The organism is Streptomyces albidoflavus (assembly GCF_000719955.1).
In the GTDB taxonomy this organism is placed as follows: domain Bacteria; phylum Actinomycetota; class Actinomycetes; order Streptomycetales; family Streptomycetaceae; genus Streptomyces; species Streptomyces albidoflavus.
Genome location: NZ_JOII01000018.1, coordinates 89,214 through 107,472, shown reverse-complemented (window position 1 = coordinate 107,472; position 18,259 = coordinate 89,214). Strand labels below are relative to the sequence as shown.

The window sequence follows — 18,259 nt, the reverse complement described above, 5'->3', positions numbered from 1 at the left end:
TCAACTCGCCTTCTCGGTCGTGGTCGTACGGGCCCGGACCGCCACGAGGCCGACCGGCAGGGTGCGGGCGGCCCGTACCCCGGGCAGGTGGCCCTTGTCGCTGAAGTGCTCCTCGGCGCGGCGGGCCTCCGCGTCGGCCCGGGCGGGGGCGCCGAGCGAGGCGAGGACGCGGGCACGGTCGAGGGCGGCCGTCGCCCGCAGCAGGGGCGAGTCGGAGAGCGCGGCGGTGGCCACGGCCTCGTCGGCGGCGGCCAGGGCCTCCTCGCCCCGTCCCTCGGCGGCGGCCAGCCGGGCCCGCAGCCCGGCGAGGTCGACGGTGTCGGCGCGGGCGAGCGCGTCGGCCCGGGTGGCCGACAGGAGGCGCTCGGCCGCCTCGCGGGCGCGTCCCTCGTCCAGCAGCAGCCGTCCGGCCTCCAGCGCGATGGCGACCCGCATCCCGCCCGCGCCCAGGCGTTCCGCCTCGGCGTCGGCGTCGGCGAGCAGCCGCAGGGCCTCGGCGCGCCGTCCGGCCAGGGCGGTGACGGTGGCCCGGAAGACCGGCAGGAAGACACCGGCCTCGGCGTAGGCCAGCTCGGCGGCGAGCCGGGCCGCCTCGGCGAGGGCGGCGTGTGCCTCACCCGGCCGGTCGTCGAGGGCAAGGAGGACGGCGAGCGGGCAGTTGAGGGTGACGCCGACGGTGGGCCGGCCACCGCCGTGGGCGGTGAGCAGGGCCCGGCAGCGGTGGATCGCGGCGGCGACGGGTTCGGGCCCGCGCCACAACGACACGCCGACGGCTCCCAGAGCCGCCGCCCGCTCGGGCTCCGCGCCCGCGGCGACCGCCTGGTCCAGGGCACGGACCAGTTCGCGGTCGGCCTCCTCGTGGCGTCCGGTGGACTGGCGCTGCTGTCCGAGGCGGAGGCGGGCGCGAGCCTGGCCGACCCGGTCACCGGCCGCCTCGAAGACGGGCAGCACGGCACGGGCGACCGAGGCGAGCGCGGCCCCGGGGTCCTGGACGGCGAGGGCGAGGCGGGCGTGGGCGGCCTCGACCGGGGCCGCGCCCTCCGTCATCACCCGGCGCAGCAGGGCGGCGCCCTCCTCGGTCCGGCCGAGCGCGACGCGTACCTCGCCGAGGCGGCGCAGGGCCGTGACCGCGCCGAGCGCGTCGGGCTCGGCCAGTTCGACGGAGCGGCCGAGCAGGCTGTCGGCCCAGGTGAGGTCGGAGCGGGCCACGGCCTGGGCTCCGGCCCTGCCGAGTACGGTGGCGGCCCGGGCGCGCAGCAGAGCGGTCCGGTCGTCGACGAGGCCGAGCGCGGCCCGGAGCCGGCAGGCGCGCTCCAGGTGACCGCCGACGGCGGCGTCCCCGGCCGTGGTGACGCTCGGCAGCCGGGACGCCTGTTCGTGGCGTTCCGCCTTGGCCCGCTTGGAGAGCGAGGCGTACGCCACCTCCTGGACCAGGCCGCCGGCGAAGCGGTACGGGCCGCGAGGGCCGGTGCCGACCGGTTCGACCAGGCGGCGGCGTCGCAGGCGCTGGAGCACCGGCAGGACGGTAGGCGGCTCGTCGCCGTCCGGCGGGGCCGTCGCGCCCGGGGCGGTGGCCGCGAGGCGGGCCAGTTCGACGGGGTCGAACTCGCGGCCGACGACACAGGCGATGTCGAGGACGAAGCGTTCGGCCGGGTTGAGGGCGCCTATCCGGGCGCCGAGGAGGGCCTGGAGGGTCGGGGGCAGCTCGTCGCCGGGGAGCGCCGGGGTGCTGTCGTCGGCGGGCAGCAGGAGTTGCTCCAGGTAGAGCGGGTTCCCCTCGGCCCGGTCGAGCAGCCGGGCGGCGACCGGAGCGTCCGGTGCCCCGGTCAGCTCGGCGGCGAGGCGGGCCGACTCCTCGCGGTCCAGCCCTTCCAGGCGCAGCGGGATCGCGGCGGCGGGCGGGGCGGCGCCACCGGGGCGGCCGACGCAGACGATCAGGACCGGCGCCTTCGCGAGCCGGGAGTGGAGGAGTTCGACGGCGCGTACCAGCAGTGGCGGGGCCCAGTGCCAGTCGTCGAGCAGGAGGACCGGGCGGCAGGTGCGGGCGGCGCGGGCGAGGACCGCGGCGAGGGCCGCGCACATCTCCTCCAGGGGGACGTTGGGCGTGCCGTCGTCGAGCAGTCCGGCGGCCAGGACGCCGAGGGCGGCATCGTCCTGGGGGCCGTCGGCGGACAGCGGTGCCTCCGCGAGGACCGTGCGCACCGCTTCGGCGAGGGGGGCGAGAGAGCCGTGGTCGCCGTAGTCGCGGCAGCGTCCGGCGCCGTGCACGGGGCGGCCGGAGCCGTCGGCGCGGCCGCGCCACTCCCGTACCAGCCGGGTCTTGCCGGTGCCCGCCTCGCCCGCCAGGTGGAGCAGCCGGGCGCCGAGGCGGGCGGCCTGTGCCTCCTCGGCCAGGCGGGCGAGTTCGGCGCGGCGTCCGACGAAGGCGACGTCGAAGCGGCGCAGCAGTTCGGGGTCGTCGGCGCCGAGGGCGAGGAGCCGGTAGGCGGGGACGCGGTCGGCCTTGCCCTTGAGGGCGAGGAGGCCGGCCTCCTCGACGGAGACGGTGGGGCCGGCGGCGCTCAGCGTCTGCGGGCCGATCAGGATCTCCCCCGGGCCGGCGTTCTGCTCCAGCCGGGCGGCCACGTTGACCGTCTCGCCGGAGACCAGCGCCTGCCGGGCGGTGGCGTCGGAACCGGCCACCACCTGCCCGGTGTTGACGCCGATCCGGATACCGATGCGCAGGCCGAGGCTCTGCTCCAGTTCGGCGTTGAAGCGTTCCAGCGCCTCGCGGATGCCGAGGGCGGCGGCGAGCGCCCGGCGGGCGTCGTCCTCGTGGACGTGCGGGACGCCGAAGACCGCCATGACGGCGTCGCCGATGAACTTCTCCGGTGTCCCGCCACGCGCCTCGATCTCCGCGCTCATCAGCCCGAACCAGCGCAGGGTGACGGTGCGCAGCGTCTCCGGGTCGAGGGCGCCGGAGAGCGCGGTGGAGCCGACCATGTCGCAGAAGAGCACGGTCACCGGCTTGCGCTTGTCCTCGGGCAGCGGCAGGACGGGGGCGGCGGCCGGCACGGGCCGTTCGGCGCCGGGGGCGGCGGGCGTCCCGCAGGCCGGGCAGAACCGGGCGTCCGCGGGGAGCGCCCGGTGGCACGCGGAGCAGGTCATCTCTCGGGGTCCTTCCTGGCAGGACGGTGTCGGGCGGGCGGCGTCGGCGCACCGGTCCCGGCCCACGGGTGCGGGCCGGGACCGACGGGCGTCAGAACAGGGCGCCGCCCGCGATCTCGCCGTGCGCCTGCACCTCCGGGCCGACGGCGTCGAGCCGTCCCTTGATGTCGAGCAGGACGGCGAGTTCGTCCGGCTCCAGGCCGGTCAGGACCTCGCGTTGTTCCTCGGTGAGCAGGTCGACCGCGAACCCTGCCTCGTGCAGCCGGGTCAGCAGATCGGGTCGCTGGGGTGGTGTCATCCGGGACCTCCCGTCGGTGTGGGCCGTCCGGTCTCCCGCAGCGGCACGGCGGCCGGTGCGCGGCGCCCGAGCCGGACGAAGATACGGGTGAGCGCGTCCACGGTGTGCAGGGCGCTGACGGCGAGGAGCGCCTCGTCCCGTCCGGTCAGCGGCAGGGAGTCGAGCAGGGCGTACACGTCGTCGACGTGGCCCGCGTCGAGTTGCGCGTGGGCCTGGACCGTACGGAAGGCCGCCTCGGGCAGGCGGGTGCGCCGGGCCAGCGCGGCGCCGAGCCGAGCGGCGGGCGCGTGTCCCTCCAGGACGGCGATGTAGCCGACGAGGGCCAGCGGGTGGTGGTGCTCGGCCCAGTAGTACTGGGCGCCGGTGAGCGCGGCGACGTCGGGCGGGGGGACGGCCAAGGTCACGGCCCGCGTGTCCACCCCGGCGGCGGCCAGGTCCTCCAGCAGCCAGGCGTCGTGGCCGGCCTCCTCCAGGACGTGGGCGCGCAGGTACCGGGCGAGGGGGGCGGCGAGCGGGTCGGCGCCACACGGTGCGGCCCGGTCCGCGAGGTCGGCGGCCCGTTCCATCAGCGGCACGGAGGCCCTGATCACCTGGTGCATCGTCACGAGGTAGGCGAGGTAGCGCTCCCGTGGGCGGTCGGCCCGCCACAGGGCGGCGGTGGCGCCGTGCGGCCCCGCCTCGACGAGCGAGAGTATGGCCCGCAGGCGGCCCGAGGCCGAGCTGGTGTTCACCGGAGGGCCTCCGCTTCGCCGGGCTCGGGCCGCTCCACCCAGGCGGCGTACGGGGCGCAGCCGTGGGCGCGGACCAGAGCGGTGGGGCCGTGGGCGCGCCGGGCCCGGCCGACGGTGAGGTCCAGGAGGGCGCCGGCCGCCCCGGACGCGGTCCGTTCGGCGGCGGCGACGGCACCGGGAAGCGCGGAGAGCCCGCGGCAGGCGTCGCAGTAGGAGGCGGCCGGGGGCGCGTCCGGGGCGTGGCCTGTCGCAAGGTGGAGGGGGCCGACGGTGCGGACCGCCCGCAGCAGGGGTGAGTCGAGGGCGCGGGCGCGGACCGTGCCCCAGCCGTCCTCGGCGATGTGGCCGAGGCGCAGGTGCGGCGGTACGGGACGGCGGTCGACGGTGTGCTGGTTGCAGCAGGCCAGCACGGTCCCGTCGAAGGCGACCACCGGCCAGGCGGCCATCGCGCAGGGCGCGGGGGCGGCCGCGTCGTCCCCGCCGACGGCGCGTGCCGGGCGGGCCCAGGTCGCGGCGCGGCCGAAGGCCCTGATCTCGTTGACCAGGACGGGCAGGGTGCCGCCGAACTCGTGCTCGACGGCGGCGGTGGCCTCGGCCAGGTAGGGGTCGTCGGGTCCGGTGCCCGTCAGGTGGAGGCTGACGCGCGTACCGGTGGTGCTCAGGGCGCGCAGCGCGGCGAAGACGGCCGCGCGGGGCACTTCGCGTTCGTGGTGGAGGTCCAGGCTGGCGGAGAAGTGGTCGACGGCTTCGGCGGCGCGCAGCACGGCCCTCGGGACGCTCCGGGCGCGGGCGAAGAACATGCCGCTGAGGACGGCGGTGCGCGTCCCCTTCTCCTTGGCCGAGAGGGCGAGTTCGCGCACCAGGCCGGGCATGAGCAGGGGTTCGCCGCCGGTCAGCATCATCACGTCCGGGCGGTCCCGGGGGGTGAACGAGGCGACGAGACGCCGCAGGTCGCCGGGGGCGGGCCGCTCGTCGGTGTCCGGGCCCGAGCCGGTGGAGCAGTGGGCGCAGCTCAGCGGGCAGCGGCGGGTGAGCGTGACGAGCACGCCGGCCGCCGGTTCGGGCCGCAGGCCGATGATCTCCGCGAGTCGCATACGTCGCTCCTTCCGCCGCCCGCGCGGCGGGCCAGGTCCGCACGGCGGGCCGCGCGGGCGTCACCCGTACCGCAGGAGCTTCACGCGCCGGGGTTGGCGAACGGTCCGGAAGCGGTTGGCGAACGGTATGGGCCCAGGCCCGGGGCGCGAGGAGGCCGGGCCGGGGAGGCGTCCGGGGTTCCGGCGGGGAGGGGGAAGCCCCCGCGGGCTGGGGGTTAAGCGATGCCATACCGGCGGCGAGGCGTTAGCCGGGACGGGCTTCCTAACGTTCTGGTCATCGGCAGGCCGACGGCACGCCGAAGCCGGTGAGGCGGTTCCCGATCGCCGGCGCATCCGACGCGACACCCCACGAGTGGACGGAGACCACCATGTCCGAGAACACCAGCCCGGAGACCCCCGAGACCGTCGAGGCCCCCGAGGTCGAGGCGCACAGCGCGTCGGTCCTGGACCTGCAGGGCACCACCTCGGTGGACCAGGAGCACATCGCCGACGGCAACTGCATCAGCGTCCTCAGCGTGGTCGAGAACCAGAAGTGACGTCCGGGCCGGGCGCCCGCCACCGCGTGGCGCCCGGCCGGCCGGAGGGGCGGCTCCGTACCCACGGAGACCGCCCCACCGGACGTCATGGCCCCTCCCCGGGGCCTTTGCCGCGTTCCCTGTGCGCCCTCGCGGCCACCTCCTGACCTGACCCGACCCCACGGGAGCCGTCCCATGCCCGAGCCCGAGCGCGCGGTCGCGCTGCGCGCCAACCGAGACTTCCGGCTGCTCTGGCTGAGCGGCCTCTTCGCCGTGATCGGCACCCAGATGACGGCGCTCGCCCTGCCGTTGCTCGTCCTGCGCGAGACCGGTTCGGCCGTGCAGGCGGGCGCCATCGGGACGGTCTCCATCGCCTCGCTGCTGGTGACGATGTTGCCGGGCGGCGTGGTCGCGGACCGGGTGGAGCGGCGCCGGCTGATGCGGCTCTGCGACCTCGGCAGCCTCACCGTGGTGACGGCGCTGGTCGTCGCGGTGTGGAACGGGCACGCCCCGCTCGCCCTGGTCCTGCTGGTCGCGGCGGCCGGCGCGGTGATCACCAGTCTCTACGGCCCCGCCGCGTTCGGGCTGATGCGCGCCGTCGTGCCGAAGGACCAGATGGGGACGGCGACGGCCCGGCTCCAGGCGCGTACCGCCACCGCCCGGCTGGTGGGCCCGCTGATCGGCGGGGCGCTGTTCGGCGTCCATCCCGTGCTGCCGTTCCTCGCGGAGGCGGTCGGTCTGGCGCTCTCCACCCTGTGCGTCGCCCTGGTCCGCACCCGCTCACGCCCGGCGGCCCGCCCCGGGCGCGCCTTCAGCCGCCGCGAGCTGACGGCCGGTCTGGCCTTCCTCTGGCAGCTGCCCTACCTGCGGACGGTGCTGCTGGTCTTCGGTCTCGGGATGAACTTCGGCTTCGGGGCGATGAGCTTCACCGCCCTGTCGGTCTTCTCCGACGGCGGCCGGTCGGGAGTGGGCGGCGGCCTGGTCGTGGCCTGCACCTCGGCGGGCGCGCTCGCGGGGGCCCTGCTGGCACCCCGGCTCCGGACGGAGCGGCGTACCGCGCTGCTGGTCCCCGCCACCTGCTGGCTCTGCGTGGCGACGGCGGGCGCGCTGGCGGTGGTACGGGTGCCCCTGGTGGCCGGGTTGCTGGTGATGGCCTGCATGTTCCTCTCCACGGTCGCCAGCATCGGCTTCCTCTCGACGCTGCTGGTGGTGACCCCGGACGACCGGGTGGGCCGGGTGCAGAGTTCGGCCGGGTTCCTCTCCTCGCTGGTGCAGCCGTTCGGGCCGCTGGCGGGCGGCGCGCTGCTCGGTGCCCTCGGCCCGGCCGGTGCCTTCACCGCGATCGGCGCGGTGCTCGCGGTCTCGGCCGCCGTGGTGACCTTCGCCCCGTCGGCCCGCGCGGTCCCCGCGTACGAGACGGCGGCCGGGGACCCCGAGGACGCGCAGAAGCCCGGGAGACCGGACGCGCCCCCGGCCGGCGGAGGGGACGGCCCGGGGAGCGGCAGGGCGGACCCCGCGGCCGCCGCTCCCCCGCACTGACCCGACCCGCTCACCTCCCCGGCAGAAAGGCGGCGGACCGTGCCCGGCCTCCACCAGAACCAGCTCTACTCGCTCGCCGACCCGACGTACTACGAGACGCCCGCGCGGCTCCCCGACGAGGGGACCAGGTTCGCGCTGGACCGGCGGGCGGCGCTGCCCGGGTGGGACAAGGGGCGCTCCGGGCTGTGGACCTCGCTGCGGCCCGAGGGGGCGCCGGTCACCGAGCAGGGGTGGAAGATCCACGTCTCCACTGTTCCCGAGGAGGCCGCCGCGACGCTGCGGGAGACTGTGCGGATCTGCCTGCGCCACGGGGTGCCCGTCAAATTCCTGCGCAGCCGCCAGGCGCTCGCGCTGATGTCGGACAAGTACATGGCGCGCGGCAGCAGCGGCAAGTTCATCACCGTCTACCCGCCGGACGAGCCCGCCTTCCTGCGGCTGGTGGCCGAGCTGTCGGCGGCGCTCGACGGCCGCCGCGGCCCCTACATCCTCAGCGACCTGCGGATCGGGGACGCTCCCGTCTACGTCCGGTACGGCTCCTTCACCGACCGCTGGTGCCGGGCGGCGGACGGCAGCACGGTCCCCGCGCTGCGCGCCCCGGACGGGCGGCTGGTCCCCGACGAGCGTGACGTGGTCTTCCGGGTGCCTCCGTGGGTGACCGTGCCGCCGGAGCTGGGCCCGCACCTGGCGGCCCGCGCGGCGGCCCGGGACGACAGCTTCCCGTACGTGGTCGAGCGCGCCCTCCAGTTCTCCAACGCGGGCGGCATCTACCTCGCCCGGCACCGCGAGTCCGGCGAGCGGGTCGTCCTGCGCGAGGCACGCCCGCACTGCGGCCTGGACTCGGCGGGCGACGACGCGGTCACCCGTCTGCACCGCGAACACCGGGCCCTGCGGCGGCTGGCCGGACTGGAGTGCGTGCCACGGGTGCACGGGGTGCGCACCGTCTGGGAGCACCACTTCCTGGTCGAGGAGCACGTCGAGGGCCGCACGCTCTTCGAGGAGATCGTCGCCCGGTACGCCCTGGTCCGCGGGGAGCGCTCCGACGCCGAACTCGCCGCCTACCGAGCCTGGGTGGACGAGGTGACGGACCGGCTGGCCTCGGCCCTGGCCGCCGTCCACGCCCGCGGCCTGCGCTTCGGCGACCTGCACCCCGCCAACATCGTGCTGCGCCCCGACGGCCGCCTGGTCCTCATCGACTTCGAGTACGCGACGGAGCTGGACGACCCGAGCCCGTTCGCGGGCGCCTTCGGCATGCAGGCGCCGGCCGGCACCGCGGGCGCGGAGGCCGACGCGTACGCCCTGTGGTCGACCTGGCTGCACATGCTGATGCCGCTCACCGAGATGGCGGGCCACGACCGCCGCAAGGCCCTGGTGCTGGAGCGCTGGGCCCGCGACCGCTACCGGCTCGGCCCGGACGCCGGACCCCCGCGCCCGGCGGCTCTCACCCCGGCCGCCGGCCGGACCGACCCGGTGGCGGGGCTCCTGACGGGTACGCAGCCGGACTGGGGACGGCTGCGCACCCTGCTGACGGCCGGGATCCACGCCGCCGCCACGCCCGAGCGCCTCGACCGGCTCTTCCCGGGCGGGCCCGACGGGTTCGCCAGCGGCGGCGTGTGCGCGGCGCACGGCGCGGCCGGGGTGCTGCACGCCCTGCGGCACGCCGGCGCCGAGGTGCCCCCCGAGTGGGTGCGCTGGCTCGCCGACGCCTCCCTGCGCCGCCCGCCGGAGCGCGCGGGCGGACTCCTCGACGGTCTGCCCGGTGCGGCGGCGGTCCTCGCGGCGCTCGGGGAGGGCGACGCGGCGGTGGAGCTGCTGGAGCGGACCTCGGCCGGGCCCCCGCCGCCGGGCGCGGACCTGGCCACGGGCCGCGCGGGACGGGCCCTGGCGGCACTGCGGGTCACGCGGGCGACCGGGGGGCCGGGCGCCTGCCCGCCGCCCGAGGTCTTCCGCACCGCGAGCGACCTGGCGCGACTGGCGCGGGGCGAGACGGTGCCGGGGCTGACCGCCCCGCCCTCCGCCGGCCTGCTGCGCGGCCTCTCCGGCGCCGCCCTCCTCCACCTGGAGCTGTACGAACTGACGGGTGAGCGCCACCTGCTGGACTCCGCGCGGGACATCCTGCACCGGGAGGCCGCGCACTGCGTACGGATGCCGGGCGGCTCGGTCCAGGTCAAGGACGGCCGCCGCCACCTGCTCTACCTGGACCAGGGCAGCGGCGGCTTCGCCCTGGTGGCCCGTGCCTATCTGGACCACCGTGAGGACCCCCTGCTGTCGGGCCTGCTGCCCGGCGTACGCCAGGGGTGCGTCCTGGAGTTCGTCCGCGAGCCGGGCCTGTTCACCGGCCGCGCCGGACTGACGGCGACCGCGCACGCGCTGGACACGGCGCCCGCCGACGGCCCGGCCCGCACCGCACCGGCGCCCGACGTCCTGGCCTCGGTACGCAACCTGACCTGGCACCTCGTCCAGAGGGACGACCGTCTCCTGGTGCCCGGCGCGGGTCTGCGCCGCTTCTCCACCGACCTGGCGACCGGTTCGGCGGGCCTCCTGCTCGCCCTGCACACCCTGGCCGCCTCACCCGGCACCCCGGGCTCGCCCACGGGACCGAGGGCACTCCTGTCCCTGCTCACCCTGGGGTGACGGGCTCACCCCGGCACACCCACCCGTCTCCCGGTCCGCCCCTCGGCGTTCTCACGGGCGAAGAGCCAGGTCAGGCGTGGTACTTCGTAGTGTGCGGCGTGGGCGGTGACCTCGCCGCCGGAGGCGGTGACGGCGCCGCTGCCGATCAGGGACTCCACGGTGCGCACGGCCTCCCGCACCGGGATGTCCAGCGCGGCCGCCGCCTCGGCGAGGGTGAACGGGCCCTCCAGGCCGCCGGAGGCGAGCCGGGCGAGGGCCCCGGCCTGGGCCGGCGGGAGGTCGCGCCAGGCCACGGCGAGCCGGTCGCGCACCAGGACGTCCCCGGCGGAGAGTTCGTCGAGTGCGCCGGCGGGGTCGGCCAGCCGGTCCGCGTACTCGGCGAGCGGCAGGTGGCGCAGGACGGCGAGGCGCATCCCGGCGACCCGCACACCGAGCGGGAGCAGCCCGCAGCCGTGCACCACGCGCAGGGCGGCGCCGCGGTCGGCGGCGACGCGGGCCGCGCCGACGAACCGGGCCAGCAGGTCGAGGGCCTCCGCCGGGTCCATCGGCGGCACGTCCACCCGGCCGACCGGCGCGAGACCGCCCAGCAGCCCCCGGGCGGTGACCACGACACCCGACCGGCCGTCCGCCGGCAGCAGCCCCCGCACGGCGTCCTCGCCGGGGGCGTCGTCCAGCACCACCAGGGCACGGTGCCGTACCAGCCAGCGACGCCAGGCCTGCGGCGTCGCGGGGACCCCGGTGAGGCCGGCCAGCCGGTCCAGGACGGTGGCGGCCGGGCGGGCGGCGCCGGTGCTGTCGCGGAGCCGGACGAGGAGGCAGCCGTCGGGGTAGCGGTCGGCGAGCAGCCGGGCGGCCCGTACGGCGAGGGTGGTCTTGCCGCTGCCCGCCGGACCGGTGAGCAGCACGGTGCCACCCTCCCCGCCGGACCGGTCGAGCGCGTCGATGAGTTCGCGGAGCTGGCCGCCGCGCCCGGTGAACGCGGTCGGGTCCGGGGGCAGTTCGGCGGGGGTGGCGGGCCGGGCGGTGGGGTGGGTCCGGGCGGCGGAGAGGACTTCCCGGTAGCGGTCGGCCATGGCACCGCCCGGTTCGAGGCCGAGTTCCCGGGCGAGTTCCTGCCGGTACTCGTCGTAGACGGCCAGCGCCTCGGACCGGCGCCCGGACTGGTGCAGGGCGGTCATCCAGGCCGCGTGCAGACGTTCGCGGAGGGGATGCCGCTCGGCCAGCTCGCGCAGTTCCTCCACGACGGCCGGGCCGCGGCCGAGGGCCAGTTCGCATTCCGCCCACTCCTCGTGGACGGAAAGGCACCGGCGCTCCAGGCGTTCCCCCTCGGCCGCGAGGGCGGGAGAACGCCGCAGGTCGTGCAGGGGCGTGCCCTGCCACAGGCCCACCGCCTCGCGCAGCGGTCCGGCGGCGGAGGCGGGTTCGAGCCCGGCGGCGGACCGGGCGAGCCGCCGCATCCGCAGGGCGTCCACCTCGTCGTCCTCGACGCGCAGCGCGTAGCCGCCGCAGTCGTGGACGAGGAGGTCCGGGGAGGCGGTGCGGCCGTCGCCGAGCAGGGTGCGCAGGCTGCTGACGTAGACCTGGAGGTTCTTGCGGGCGGTGCGTGGCGGGTCGTCGGGCCAGACGGCGTCGGTGAGCGCGTCGGTGCCGACGGGGGTGTTGGGTCTGCTGAGCAACAGGCCCAGGACGAGGCGCTGTTTGAGCGGCCCGAGGGAGAGCGGCACGCCCTCGCGGTGGGCGGCGAGGGGCCCGAGGACGGTGAAGTGCGGTCGGGACGGGTGCGCGCTGGTGCGGGGCGCAGGGGTCACGGGCGGGCCTCCCAGCTCCGTTGTCCGGGCACGGTGGTCACGCGTGCCCCACCGCGATGCTGCCCGGCGGGGCCCGGCCACGGCATCGGGGCGTTCCCCCTACCTTTCCGCCGGGCCCCCGCCCGAAAATCCCCCACGGCCCCCAGGTGCCCGGTCAGCGGGGCACGGCGGCCGAGGCGCACTCGGCGGCGAACTCGCACAGGGCCGTGCGGTCCTGGCGGCCGGTCTTGGCGAGCAGGCTCGCCATGTGCTTCTCGACGGTGCGCGGGGAGATGGAGAGGTGCCGGGCGATCTGCTGGTTCCCGGGACGGTCCGGGAGGAGGACGAACACCTCGTACTCTCGCGGGGTGACGCCGCTGGTGCGCAGCGGGGCGGGGATGCGGTCGCGGCCGTCGCGGCGCTGCGGGGCGCTGGCCCCGGCCCGGCGCAGGGCGGCCCGGCAGGCGGAGGCGACGGGCTGGACCCCGGCCGCGTGGAAGTACTCCTCGGCGGTCCGCAGCCACCTCACCGGTTCGCCCCAGCCGTCGGCGACGGCGGCCTCCGCGACCAGCCGCAGCGCGAGATGGCGGGCGAGGGGGAACGCCTCCCCGGTGCGCAGGGCCGACCGGACCGCTTCCGCGGCGCCCGCCGGGTCGCCGCCGCGTCCCCGGTGGACCGCGTCGGCCATGCCGAGGAAGAGCTTGTTCCAGGCGAGCTGGGCGCCGTGCGAGGCGAGGGCCGCCCGGTGACCGGCGATGTCACCGGTCCCGTCCAGGGCACGTACGAGGGGGAGCAGGCCCCAGCGGCCGCCGAGGAAGTACAGGCTGGGCCGTTCGCGCTCCCAGGCAACCGCGGCCTCCAGGTGTTCCCGGGCGCCGCGCCGGTCCTCTTCGAGGAGGGCTCCGACGGCCAGGCACAGGCCACGCTGGAGCGGGACGAGCAGCGAGTCCTCGCCCCCGGCGCGCCGGAACCGCAGCAGCGCGGCGTCCCGGTCGCGGCGGTGCCCCTGGTGGGCGGCGAGGGTGGCGTCGGCGAGGAGGAGGTAGCGGTGGGCGGAGAGGTTGCGTACCCGGGCGGCGGCGTCGACCGAGCGGTCGACGGTGGCGCGGGCCTTCTCCCAGTCGCCGCAGAGCACGGCGTTCATGGCGAGCAGTCCGTCCACCGTCTGGGTCAGCGCGAGGGCGCCGAGTTCCCCGGCGGCGGTGCGGGCGGCCGCCAGCCGGGTCGCGTCGCCCGTGCGCAGGAAGGCGTTGGCGCCGAGCCGGACCAGGGCTTCCGTGCGCCAGGCGGCGAGCTGGTGGCGTTCGGAGACCTCGAGCATCCGCTCCAGGCAGGCGTCCGCCGCGTCGAAACCCTGGTCCCGGCTGAGCAGGCTGAGCAGTTGCCACGCCTGGCAGGCGACCACCGGCAGGCCGTGCTCCTCGGCGACGGCCGCGGCCCGGCGGGCGGCTTCGGCGGCGTCGGCGGTGCCGTCCTCCCCCAGTCCGCCGGGAAGCAGGACGAGGTGGCCCTCGACCACGGCGAGCGCGGCCTCCTGGCCGGGCGGCGGTGTGGGGCCGAGCAGGGCGCGGGCGGCGCGCACCCGGCGCCCCGCCTCCTCGTGGTGCTCGCCCATGACGGCGGCCCAGGCGACCCTGATGTGCGCGTCGGCCCGCTCCGCGGCGGCCGGTGTGCCGGGCGGCACCGGCGGCAGTCCGGCGGCCAGGGCGAACGCCTCGGCGAGCCGCCCGGCCTCGGCGAGGGCGACGGCGAGCGAGGCGGCGACCTCGGGGCGGCGGCCGTCGGGGATCAGTTCGCGGGCCCGTTCGAGGAGCACGGCCGCCGAGCCGGCGGCTCCCTGGCCGAGCATCCGGCGGCCGGCCTCGGCAAGGTGCGCTCCCGCCGCGGCGGCGTCCCCGGCGGCCAGGTGGAGGGTGGCGAGGAGCTGGCGGGCGTCCTCGCTCATGGCGGGCCCCAGTTCCTCCAGGGCGTCGGCCGCCCGGCGGGCGGTGGCGGCCCGTTCGGCGGGGAGCAGGGCGGCGGTGAGGGCTTCGGCGGTGAGCGCGTGCCGGAAGGCGTACCGGTCGGGGGCGGCCCCGTCGGGGGCGATGACGCCGGCCTCGGTGGCGGCGCGCAGATGGGCGAAGAGGGCCCGTTCCTCGTAGCCGAGGACGGTCTGCAGGAGGGGGACCTGGAAGGTGCTGCCCAGCGTCGCGGCGGTGAGCAGGAGTTCGCGGACGGGTGGGTCGAGGCGGTCCAGGCGCGCGGCCCAGCTGCGGACGATGCCGGTGGGGACGCCGCCCTCCGGGCCGTCCTCGCACCGCCAGCCGGTCTCCGTCCGGCGCAGGGTGCCGGAGTCGACCAGGTCTGCGAGGAGCACCTCCACCAGGTACGGGTTGCCGCCCGCGCGGCGCGCGATCCTGCGGTGGGCCTCGGCGGGTACCTCGCCGGGGGCGGCGTCCAGGCACGCCTCGGCCATCCGGTGCACCTGCGTGTCGTCCAGCGGGCCGAGTTCGAGGAGGGTGGCCGTCTGCCGGCCGGCGGCGGCCCGGGCGACGTCCAGGGCGGGGCCGGGCTCGGGTCTGAGGGTGCCGAGGAGGAGGACGGGCAGGTCGGCGAGGTTGTCGGCGACGTACTCGACGACGGCGATCGTCTCAGTGTCGGAGTCGTGCAGGTCCTCCAGGACCATGACGCAGCCCCGTTCCCGCCCGAGGACGGAGAGCAGACGCAGCAGGGCCTCGGCGAGTTCGACCACGGAGACGGGGAACGGGGGGCCGTGCCGCCGCCATTCGGGCACCAGCTCGGACAGGGCGGGGCGGAAGGGGTCCAGTTCTGGTTCCTCGGGGGTGCCCGCGGCACGGAACCGGGAGGAGAGGGCCTCCATCAGCGGCCGGTAGGGCACGACGAGCCCGGTGGAGGTGGCGCGTCCGCGCAGGACGGGCACCTCGCGGGCGTAGGCGTCGAAGGCGCACCGGCCCGCCAGCCGCGACTTGCCGATCCCCGCCTCGCCGATGAGGAAGACCGCCTTGCCCGAGGAGTGTCCGGCAGCGCCCAACGCCCTTTCCAGCAAAGCCGATTCGCTGTCCCGCCCGACGATGACCGAGGAAGTCGCACGCATGTGCGCAGGCTACTGGAGCGGGCCCCGGAGCGGCAGTGCGTGCCGCTCCGGACCGGCCCGGTGTCACTGCGGAGCGGTCATGGTGGTCCACGGCAGTTCGTGGGAGTAGGAGGCCCCGCCCTCCGACGCGCTGAGGAGTCTGGAGCGCAGCCCGAGGGCGCCGGTGGTGAAGAGGGTGATGGCGCCGACCGGATGTGCCCCGGCGCTCTCGCCGGCACCGTCGGTCAGGTGGGTGGCCGCGTCGTCGATCTGCATGGGATGCCTCGATCCTTGGTCGGGAGGACGGTTGAGGTGTACGGGCTTCGGTGCGGGTGGTGCGTGGGCGCACGGGTGCGCGGCGGTCAGAGTCGGTGGTCGGGGGTGGTGAGCCGGGTGGGCTGGTCGAGGAGGAGCACGGAGGGCACACGGTCGGGGAACCCGGCGCGCAGCAGCCCGTGCCCGATCCCCGCGAGGCCGGTGAGCAGCCCCGCGTGCGGGACGTGGTCGGGGGTGCCGCAGCGCGGCCCGTCGTCCTCGACCGCGGCCAGCAGCACGCCGGTGCGGTGGACGAGCCCGGCGCGGGCTCCGGCCAGGGCGGCGTGGCCGAGGAGTTCGAGCCGGCCCGCCTCCCCGTGGCAGAGGCTGTCGTCGGGGCGGGGCTCGGCGCGCCGCAGAAGGTGGGCCGTCGTGGTGAGCCAGGCGGCCAGCCGGGGGTCGGCGAGAGCGGCGGGGCTGTCGGCGACGGCGAGGGCGGTGCCGGCCCGGCCGTGGCACCAGCCGCCCTGAGCGTCGTCCTTCGCCGCCGGGAGCAGGGCGACGGCCGCGCGGAGCGCCTCCAGCCCCGCCTCCCGGATGCGCGGGGACCCGGTCCGCTCGGCGTACCGCAGCAGTGCCCATCCCGTACCGGCCGAGCCGTCCAGGAAGCCGGTCCCGGCGGGAGGGCCGGCGGCCAGCAGCCGTTCCGCGCACCGTCCGGCGGCGCGCAGCGTCTCCTGGCGTCCGGTGGCCCGGTGCGCGGCGAGGAGCACCGCGAGCCCGCCGGCCGTCCCGGCGCCGACGCCCGTCTCACGCTCCCCCGCCGCCGCTGCCTCCAGCAGCCGCAGCGCCGCCGGAAGCGACTCGGCGCACACCGGCTCCCCGAGCAGCCGCTCCGTCTCCAGCAGGGTGTACGTGATCCCGCCGAGCCCGGCGAAGGCGCCCGAGCCCACGGCGGGCGGCGCGGTGGGGTCCTCGTGCAGGGCGTCCAGCAGCCCGGCCACCGGCGCCAGGGCCGCACTCGCCGTCTCCGCGTACCGGGCGACACCGGTGACACCGGCGAGCTGGGCGAGGAAGAGGGCGGGGCCGCAGTAGCCCGCGGCCAGGTCGGCGGGCATCGGACCGAGCCGCCAGTAGCGGTCGCCCAGCAGCTCCAGGCCGAGCCAGTTGGCGCGGTCCGCCGTGCGGTAGGCGAGGGAGACCAGCTGGTCCCCGAGGGAGCGGGCCGCGGCGAGGAGCCGTTCGGGTTCGGGCGCGGCGGCGGGCCGGGGGCCGCGCCCGGCCCCGGCGGGGTGGTGGACGGGCGCGGTGGAGGCGGAGACCATCGCGGCGCGGATCACCCACTCCTGGTCCTGCCGGTCCACACTGTCGAGGGCCGCGATCTTCCGGGTGGCTCTGGCCAGTCCGGAGAGCGGCACCGTGCCGGGCACGGCGCGGCCGGTGACCCCGGTCAGGGCGGTGCCGCCGACCGGGACGGTGAAGACGGGCACGTCGTGGGACCAGAGCTGGGCGATCTCCTCGTCCTCCAGCCCGGACAGGGCGGGGCGGCCGAGCGTGCCGTCCCTCAGCCGGGCGAGGACGGCGTCCCGCGCGCCGGCCTCGCGCATCAGCTCGGGGTGGGTGGTCTCGTCGAGGAGGGTGGCGTAGACGGCGGTGGGCCGCGCCACCACCCGCACCTCGTCCCGCCGGAACCGCTCCAGCAGCCCGGTGGGCCCGAGCAGTTCGGCACGCGCCTCGCCGAGGGCCGCGTAGGCGGCCCGGAACCCTTCGCGCAGCTCGGCCGTGTACGCGGCCGGTTCGGCGGGTCTTCCGTGCAGGCGGGGGCGGTTGGCGGACTCCCGGAACCGGCCGGGGCGCCGCACCAGCCGCATGGTGTCCGTCCCGCAGTCGGCCCACCCGGCGAGCGCCACGGGGGAGAGCGCGGCGCGGCCGCCGCCGACCGCCGACATGTCGAGCGCGCTGTCGTCACCGAGGAGGAACTGCGGCAGCAGACCGACCCGGTGGACGGAGTCGTGCAGTGCCCTGCTCGCCGGGTCGTCGGAGTCGGCGATCGGCAGGGCCGGGTGGAAGAGGGTCTCCACGTCGACCAGGAGCGGGTGCTCGCCGTGGGCGATCAGGTTCTCGTGGTGCAGGTCGGTCCCGTCCAGGGCGTGCAGCAGGGCGAGCAGCGCGCCCTGGCGCCGGTAGAACTCCCGTACCTGCGGGCCGGTCCGGCAGGGCAGCACCTCCACGAACTCGACCCAGCCGTGGGTCTGGCTGTCGACCACGGTCAGCGTGCGCAGCCGGGGCGCGCCGGGCAGGCTGCCGAGCCAGTCGGCGAGGTCGTTGAAGTGGCGGTGCACGGCGACCGGACGGGGTTTGTACACCAGCCGCGCGCCGTCCGCGAAACGCAGCAGCGCCACCGTCCGGCCGCCGCCGTGGCTGTCCCCCGCCCCGGCCTCGACGTCGACGAGCAGATGTCCGTCCGCCCCGCACGGGAGCCCCGCCTCCGCCAGGGCCGCCTGGTCGGCGGCGAGGCGGTGCAGCAGTTCGGCGAAGGCGTCGGCCGCGTCGAGGCTGACCCGGCCGAGGAGGCGGGCGAGGACCGGATGGGCCGTCAGCAGCGCGGTGAGGCCCTGCCGCTCCCCCGTCCGCCGCAGGAACTCCCGGAACCGGGCCCGGCTGTCGTCGCCGGCGAGCCCGCCCGCCTCTCGTGCCCGGTGCAGTTCGGTCACGAGGACGCGGGCGGCGATCCGGGCCAGTCGCGGCCCGACCGTCCGGACCAGTCCGGCGCGGACGGCCGTGAGGTCGACGAGCCGCCGCTCGGCGCCCCCGAGAGCCGCCGCCATCCGCTCCCCCGCCGCCTCGGCGAACGGTGCCAGCACCCGCTCGAACCCGCTGAGACCTTCGTACCGCCCCTCGGGCGCGGCGAGGACCGCCGGTGTGGTGGCGAGCACCCGCTCGACCCACACCGCCCAGTCCGGCGCCTGCCCGGTCCGCTCCCCCGGGCGCAGGGCCGGGAGCCACCAGGCCGCGTCCCCGGTGTGCCGCTGACCGTTCTCCAGCAGGGCGACCGCCCCCCGTCCGGCGGGGACCGGCCCCGGAGCGGGGTGGGCGGCGCCGCACCCCGGTCCCGAAGCGTTCCGCTCCAACGTCCCACCCCCTCGATCCCGCCGCGGACCCTGTCGGCCCGCGGCGTGACCCATC

Annotated in this window: 11 protein-coding genes; 3 read left to right on the top strand and 8 right to left on the bottom strand. The window is 77.3% G+C overall.

Translation table 11 applies throughout. The features are described 5' to 3' along the window. The 4 genes from IF45_RS0119665 to IF45_RS0119650 all read right to left on the bottom strand — a co-directional run bounded on the left by IF45_RS0119665 (nt 1) and on the right by IF45_RS0119650 (nt 5,270). Complete coding sequence (locus IF45_RS0119665) at nt 1-3,147, bottom strand: adenylate/guanylate cyclase domain-containing protein (protein ID WP_030308640.1); 3,147 nt, start codon at nt 3,145-3,147, stop codon at nt 1-3. Between the two features lie 91 nt (nt 3,148-3,238). Beyond that, the gene (locus IF45_RS0119660; protein ID WP_010639217.1) at nt 3,239-3,445 is read right to left on the bottom strand and encodes an aroma-sacti cluster domain-containing protein; all 207 of its coding nucleotides are present in this window, start codon (nt 3,443-3,445) and stop codon (nt 3,239-3,241) included. Further along, nucleotides 3,442-4,176, bottom strand: coding sequence for an iron-containing redox enzyme family protein (locus tag IF45_RS0119655; protein WP_015508341.1), 735 nt, complete (start codon nt 4,174-4,176; stop codon nt 3,442-3,444). Before IF45_RS0119655 ends, IF45_RS0119660 begins: the two co-directional genes overlap by 4 nt. Further along, the gene (locus IF45_RS0119650; protein ID WP_003946478.1) at nt 4,173-5,270 is read right to left on the bottom strand and encodes a radical SAM protein; all 1,098 of its coding nucleotides are present in this window, start codon (nt 5,268-5,270) and stop codon (nt 4,173-4,175) included. The genes IF45_RS0119655 and IF45_RS0119650 overlap by 4 nt, the downstream gene beginning before the upstream one ends. Before the next feature lie 368 nt (nt 5,271-5,638). On the opposite strand from IF45_RS0119650, the gene IF45_RS33400 reads away from it, so the two are divergent. The 3 genes from IF45_RS33400 to lanKC all read left to right on the top strand — a co-directional run bounded on the left by IF45_RS33400 (nt 5,639) and on the right by lanKC (nt 9,955). Then, on the top strand, nt 5,639-5,806 hold the full coding sequence (locus tag IF45_RS33400) for a hypothetical protein (protein WP_010639223.1): 168 nt from the start codon (nt 5,639-5,641) through the stop codon (nt 5,804-5,806). Nucleotides 5,807-5,980: 174 nt separating this feature from the next. Beyond that, nucleotides 5,981-7,324, top strand: coding sequence for an MFS transporter (locus IF45_RS0119640; protein ID WP_030308638.1), 1,344 nt, complete (start codon nt 5,981-5,983; stop codon nt 7,322-7,324). 39 nt (nt 7,325-7,363) lie between these two features. Continuing rightward, nucleotides 7,364-9,955, top strand: a complete 2,592-nt coding sequence (gene lanKC, locus IF45_RS0119635; protein ID WP_030308636.1) for a class III lanthionine synthetase LanKC — start codon at nt 7,364-7,366, stop codon at nt 9,953-9,955. A gap of 5 nt (nt 9,956-9,960) precedes the next feature. On the opposite strand, the gene IF45_RS0119630 is transcribed toward lanKC, so the two are convergent. The 4 genes from IF45_RS0119630 to IF45_RS0119615 all read right to left on the bottom strand — a co-directional run bounded on the left by IF45_RS0119630 (nt 9,961) and on the right by IF45_RS0119615 (nt 18,204). Next, nucleotides 9,961-11,763 carry an AfsR/SARP family transcriptional regulator gene (locus IF45_RS0119630; RefSeq protein WP_030308634.1) on the bottom strand — a complete coding sequence of 601 codons (1,803 nt, stop codon included), beginning with the start codon at nt 11,761-11,763 and terminating at the stop codon, nt 9,961-9,963. Between the two features lie 154 nt (nt 11,764-11,917). Next, entirely contained in the window at nt 11,918-14,839 is a 2,922-nt protein-coding gene (locus IF45_RS0119625) for a helix-turn-helix transcriptional regulator (protein ID WP_030308632.1), read from the bottom strand. A gap of 63 nt (nt 14,840-14,902) precedes the next feature. Further along, the gene (locus tag IF45_RS0119620) at nt 14,903-15,094 is read right to left on the bottom strand and encodes a hypothetical protein (RefSeq protein ID WP_003946487.1); all 192 of its coding nucleotides are present in this window, start codon (nt 15,092-15,094) and stop codon (nt 14,903-14,905) included. An 86-nt stretch (nt 15,095-15,180) separates the two neighbouring features. Beyond that, on the bottom strand, nt 15,181-18,204 hold the full coding sequence (locus IF45_RS0119615; protein WP_008409450.1) for a type 2 lanthipeptide synthetase LanM family protein: 3,024 nt from the start codon (nt 18,202-18,204) through the stop codon (nt 15,181-15,183). Nucleotides 18,205-18,259 lie beyond the last annotated feature (55 nt).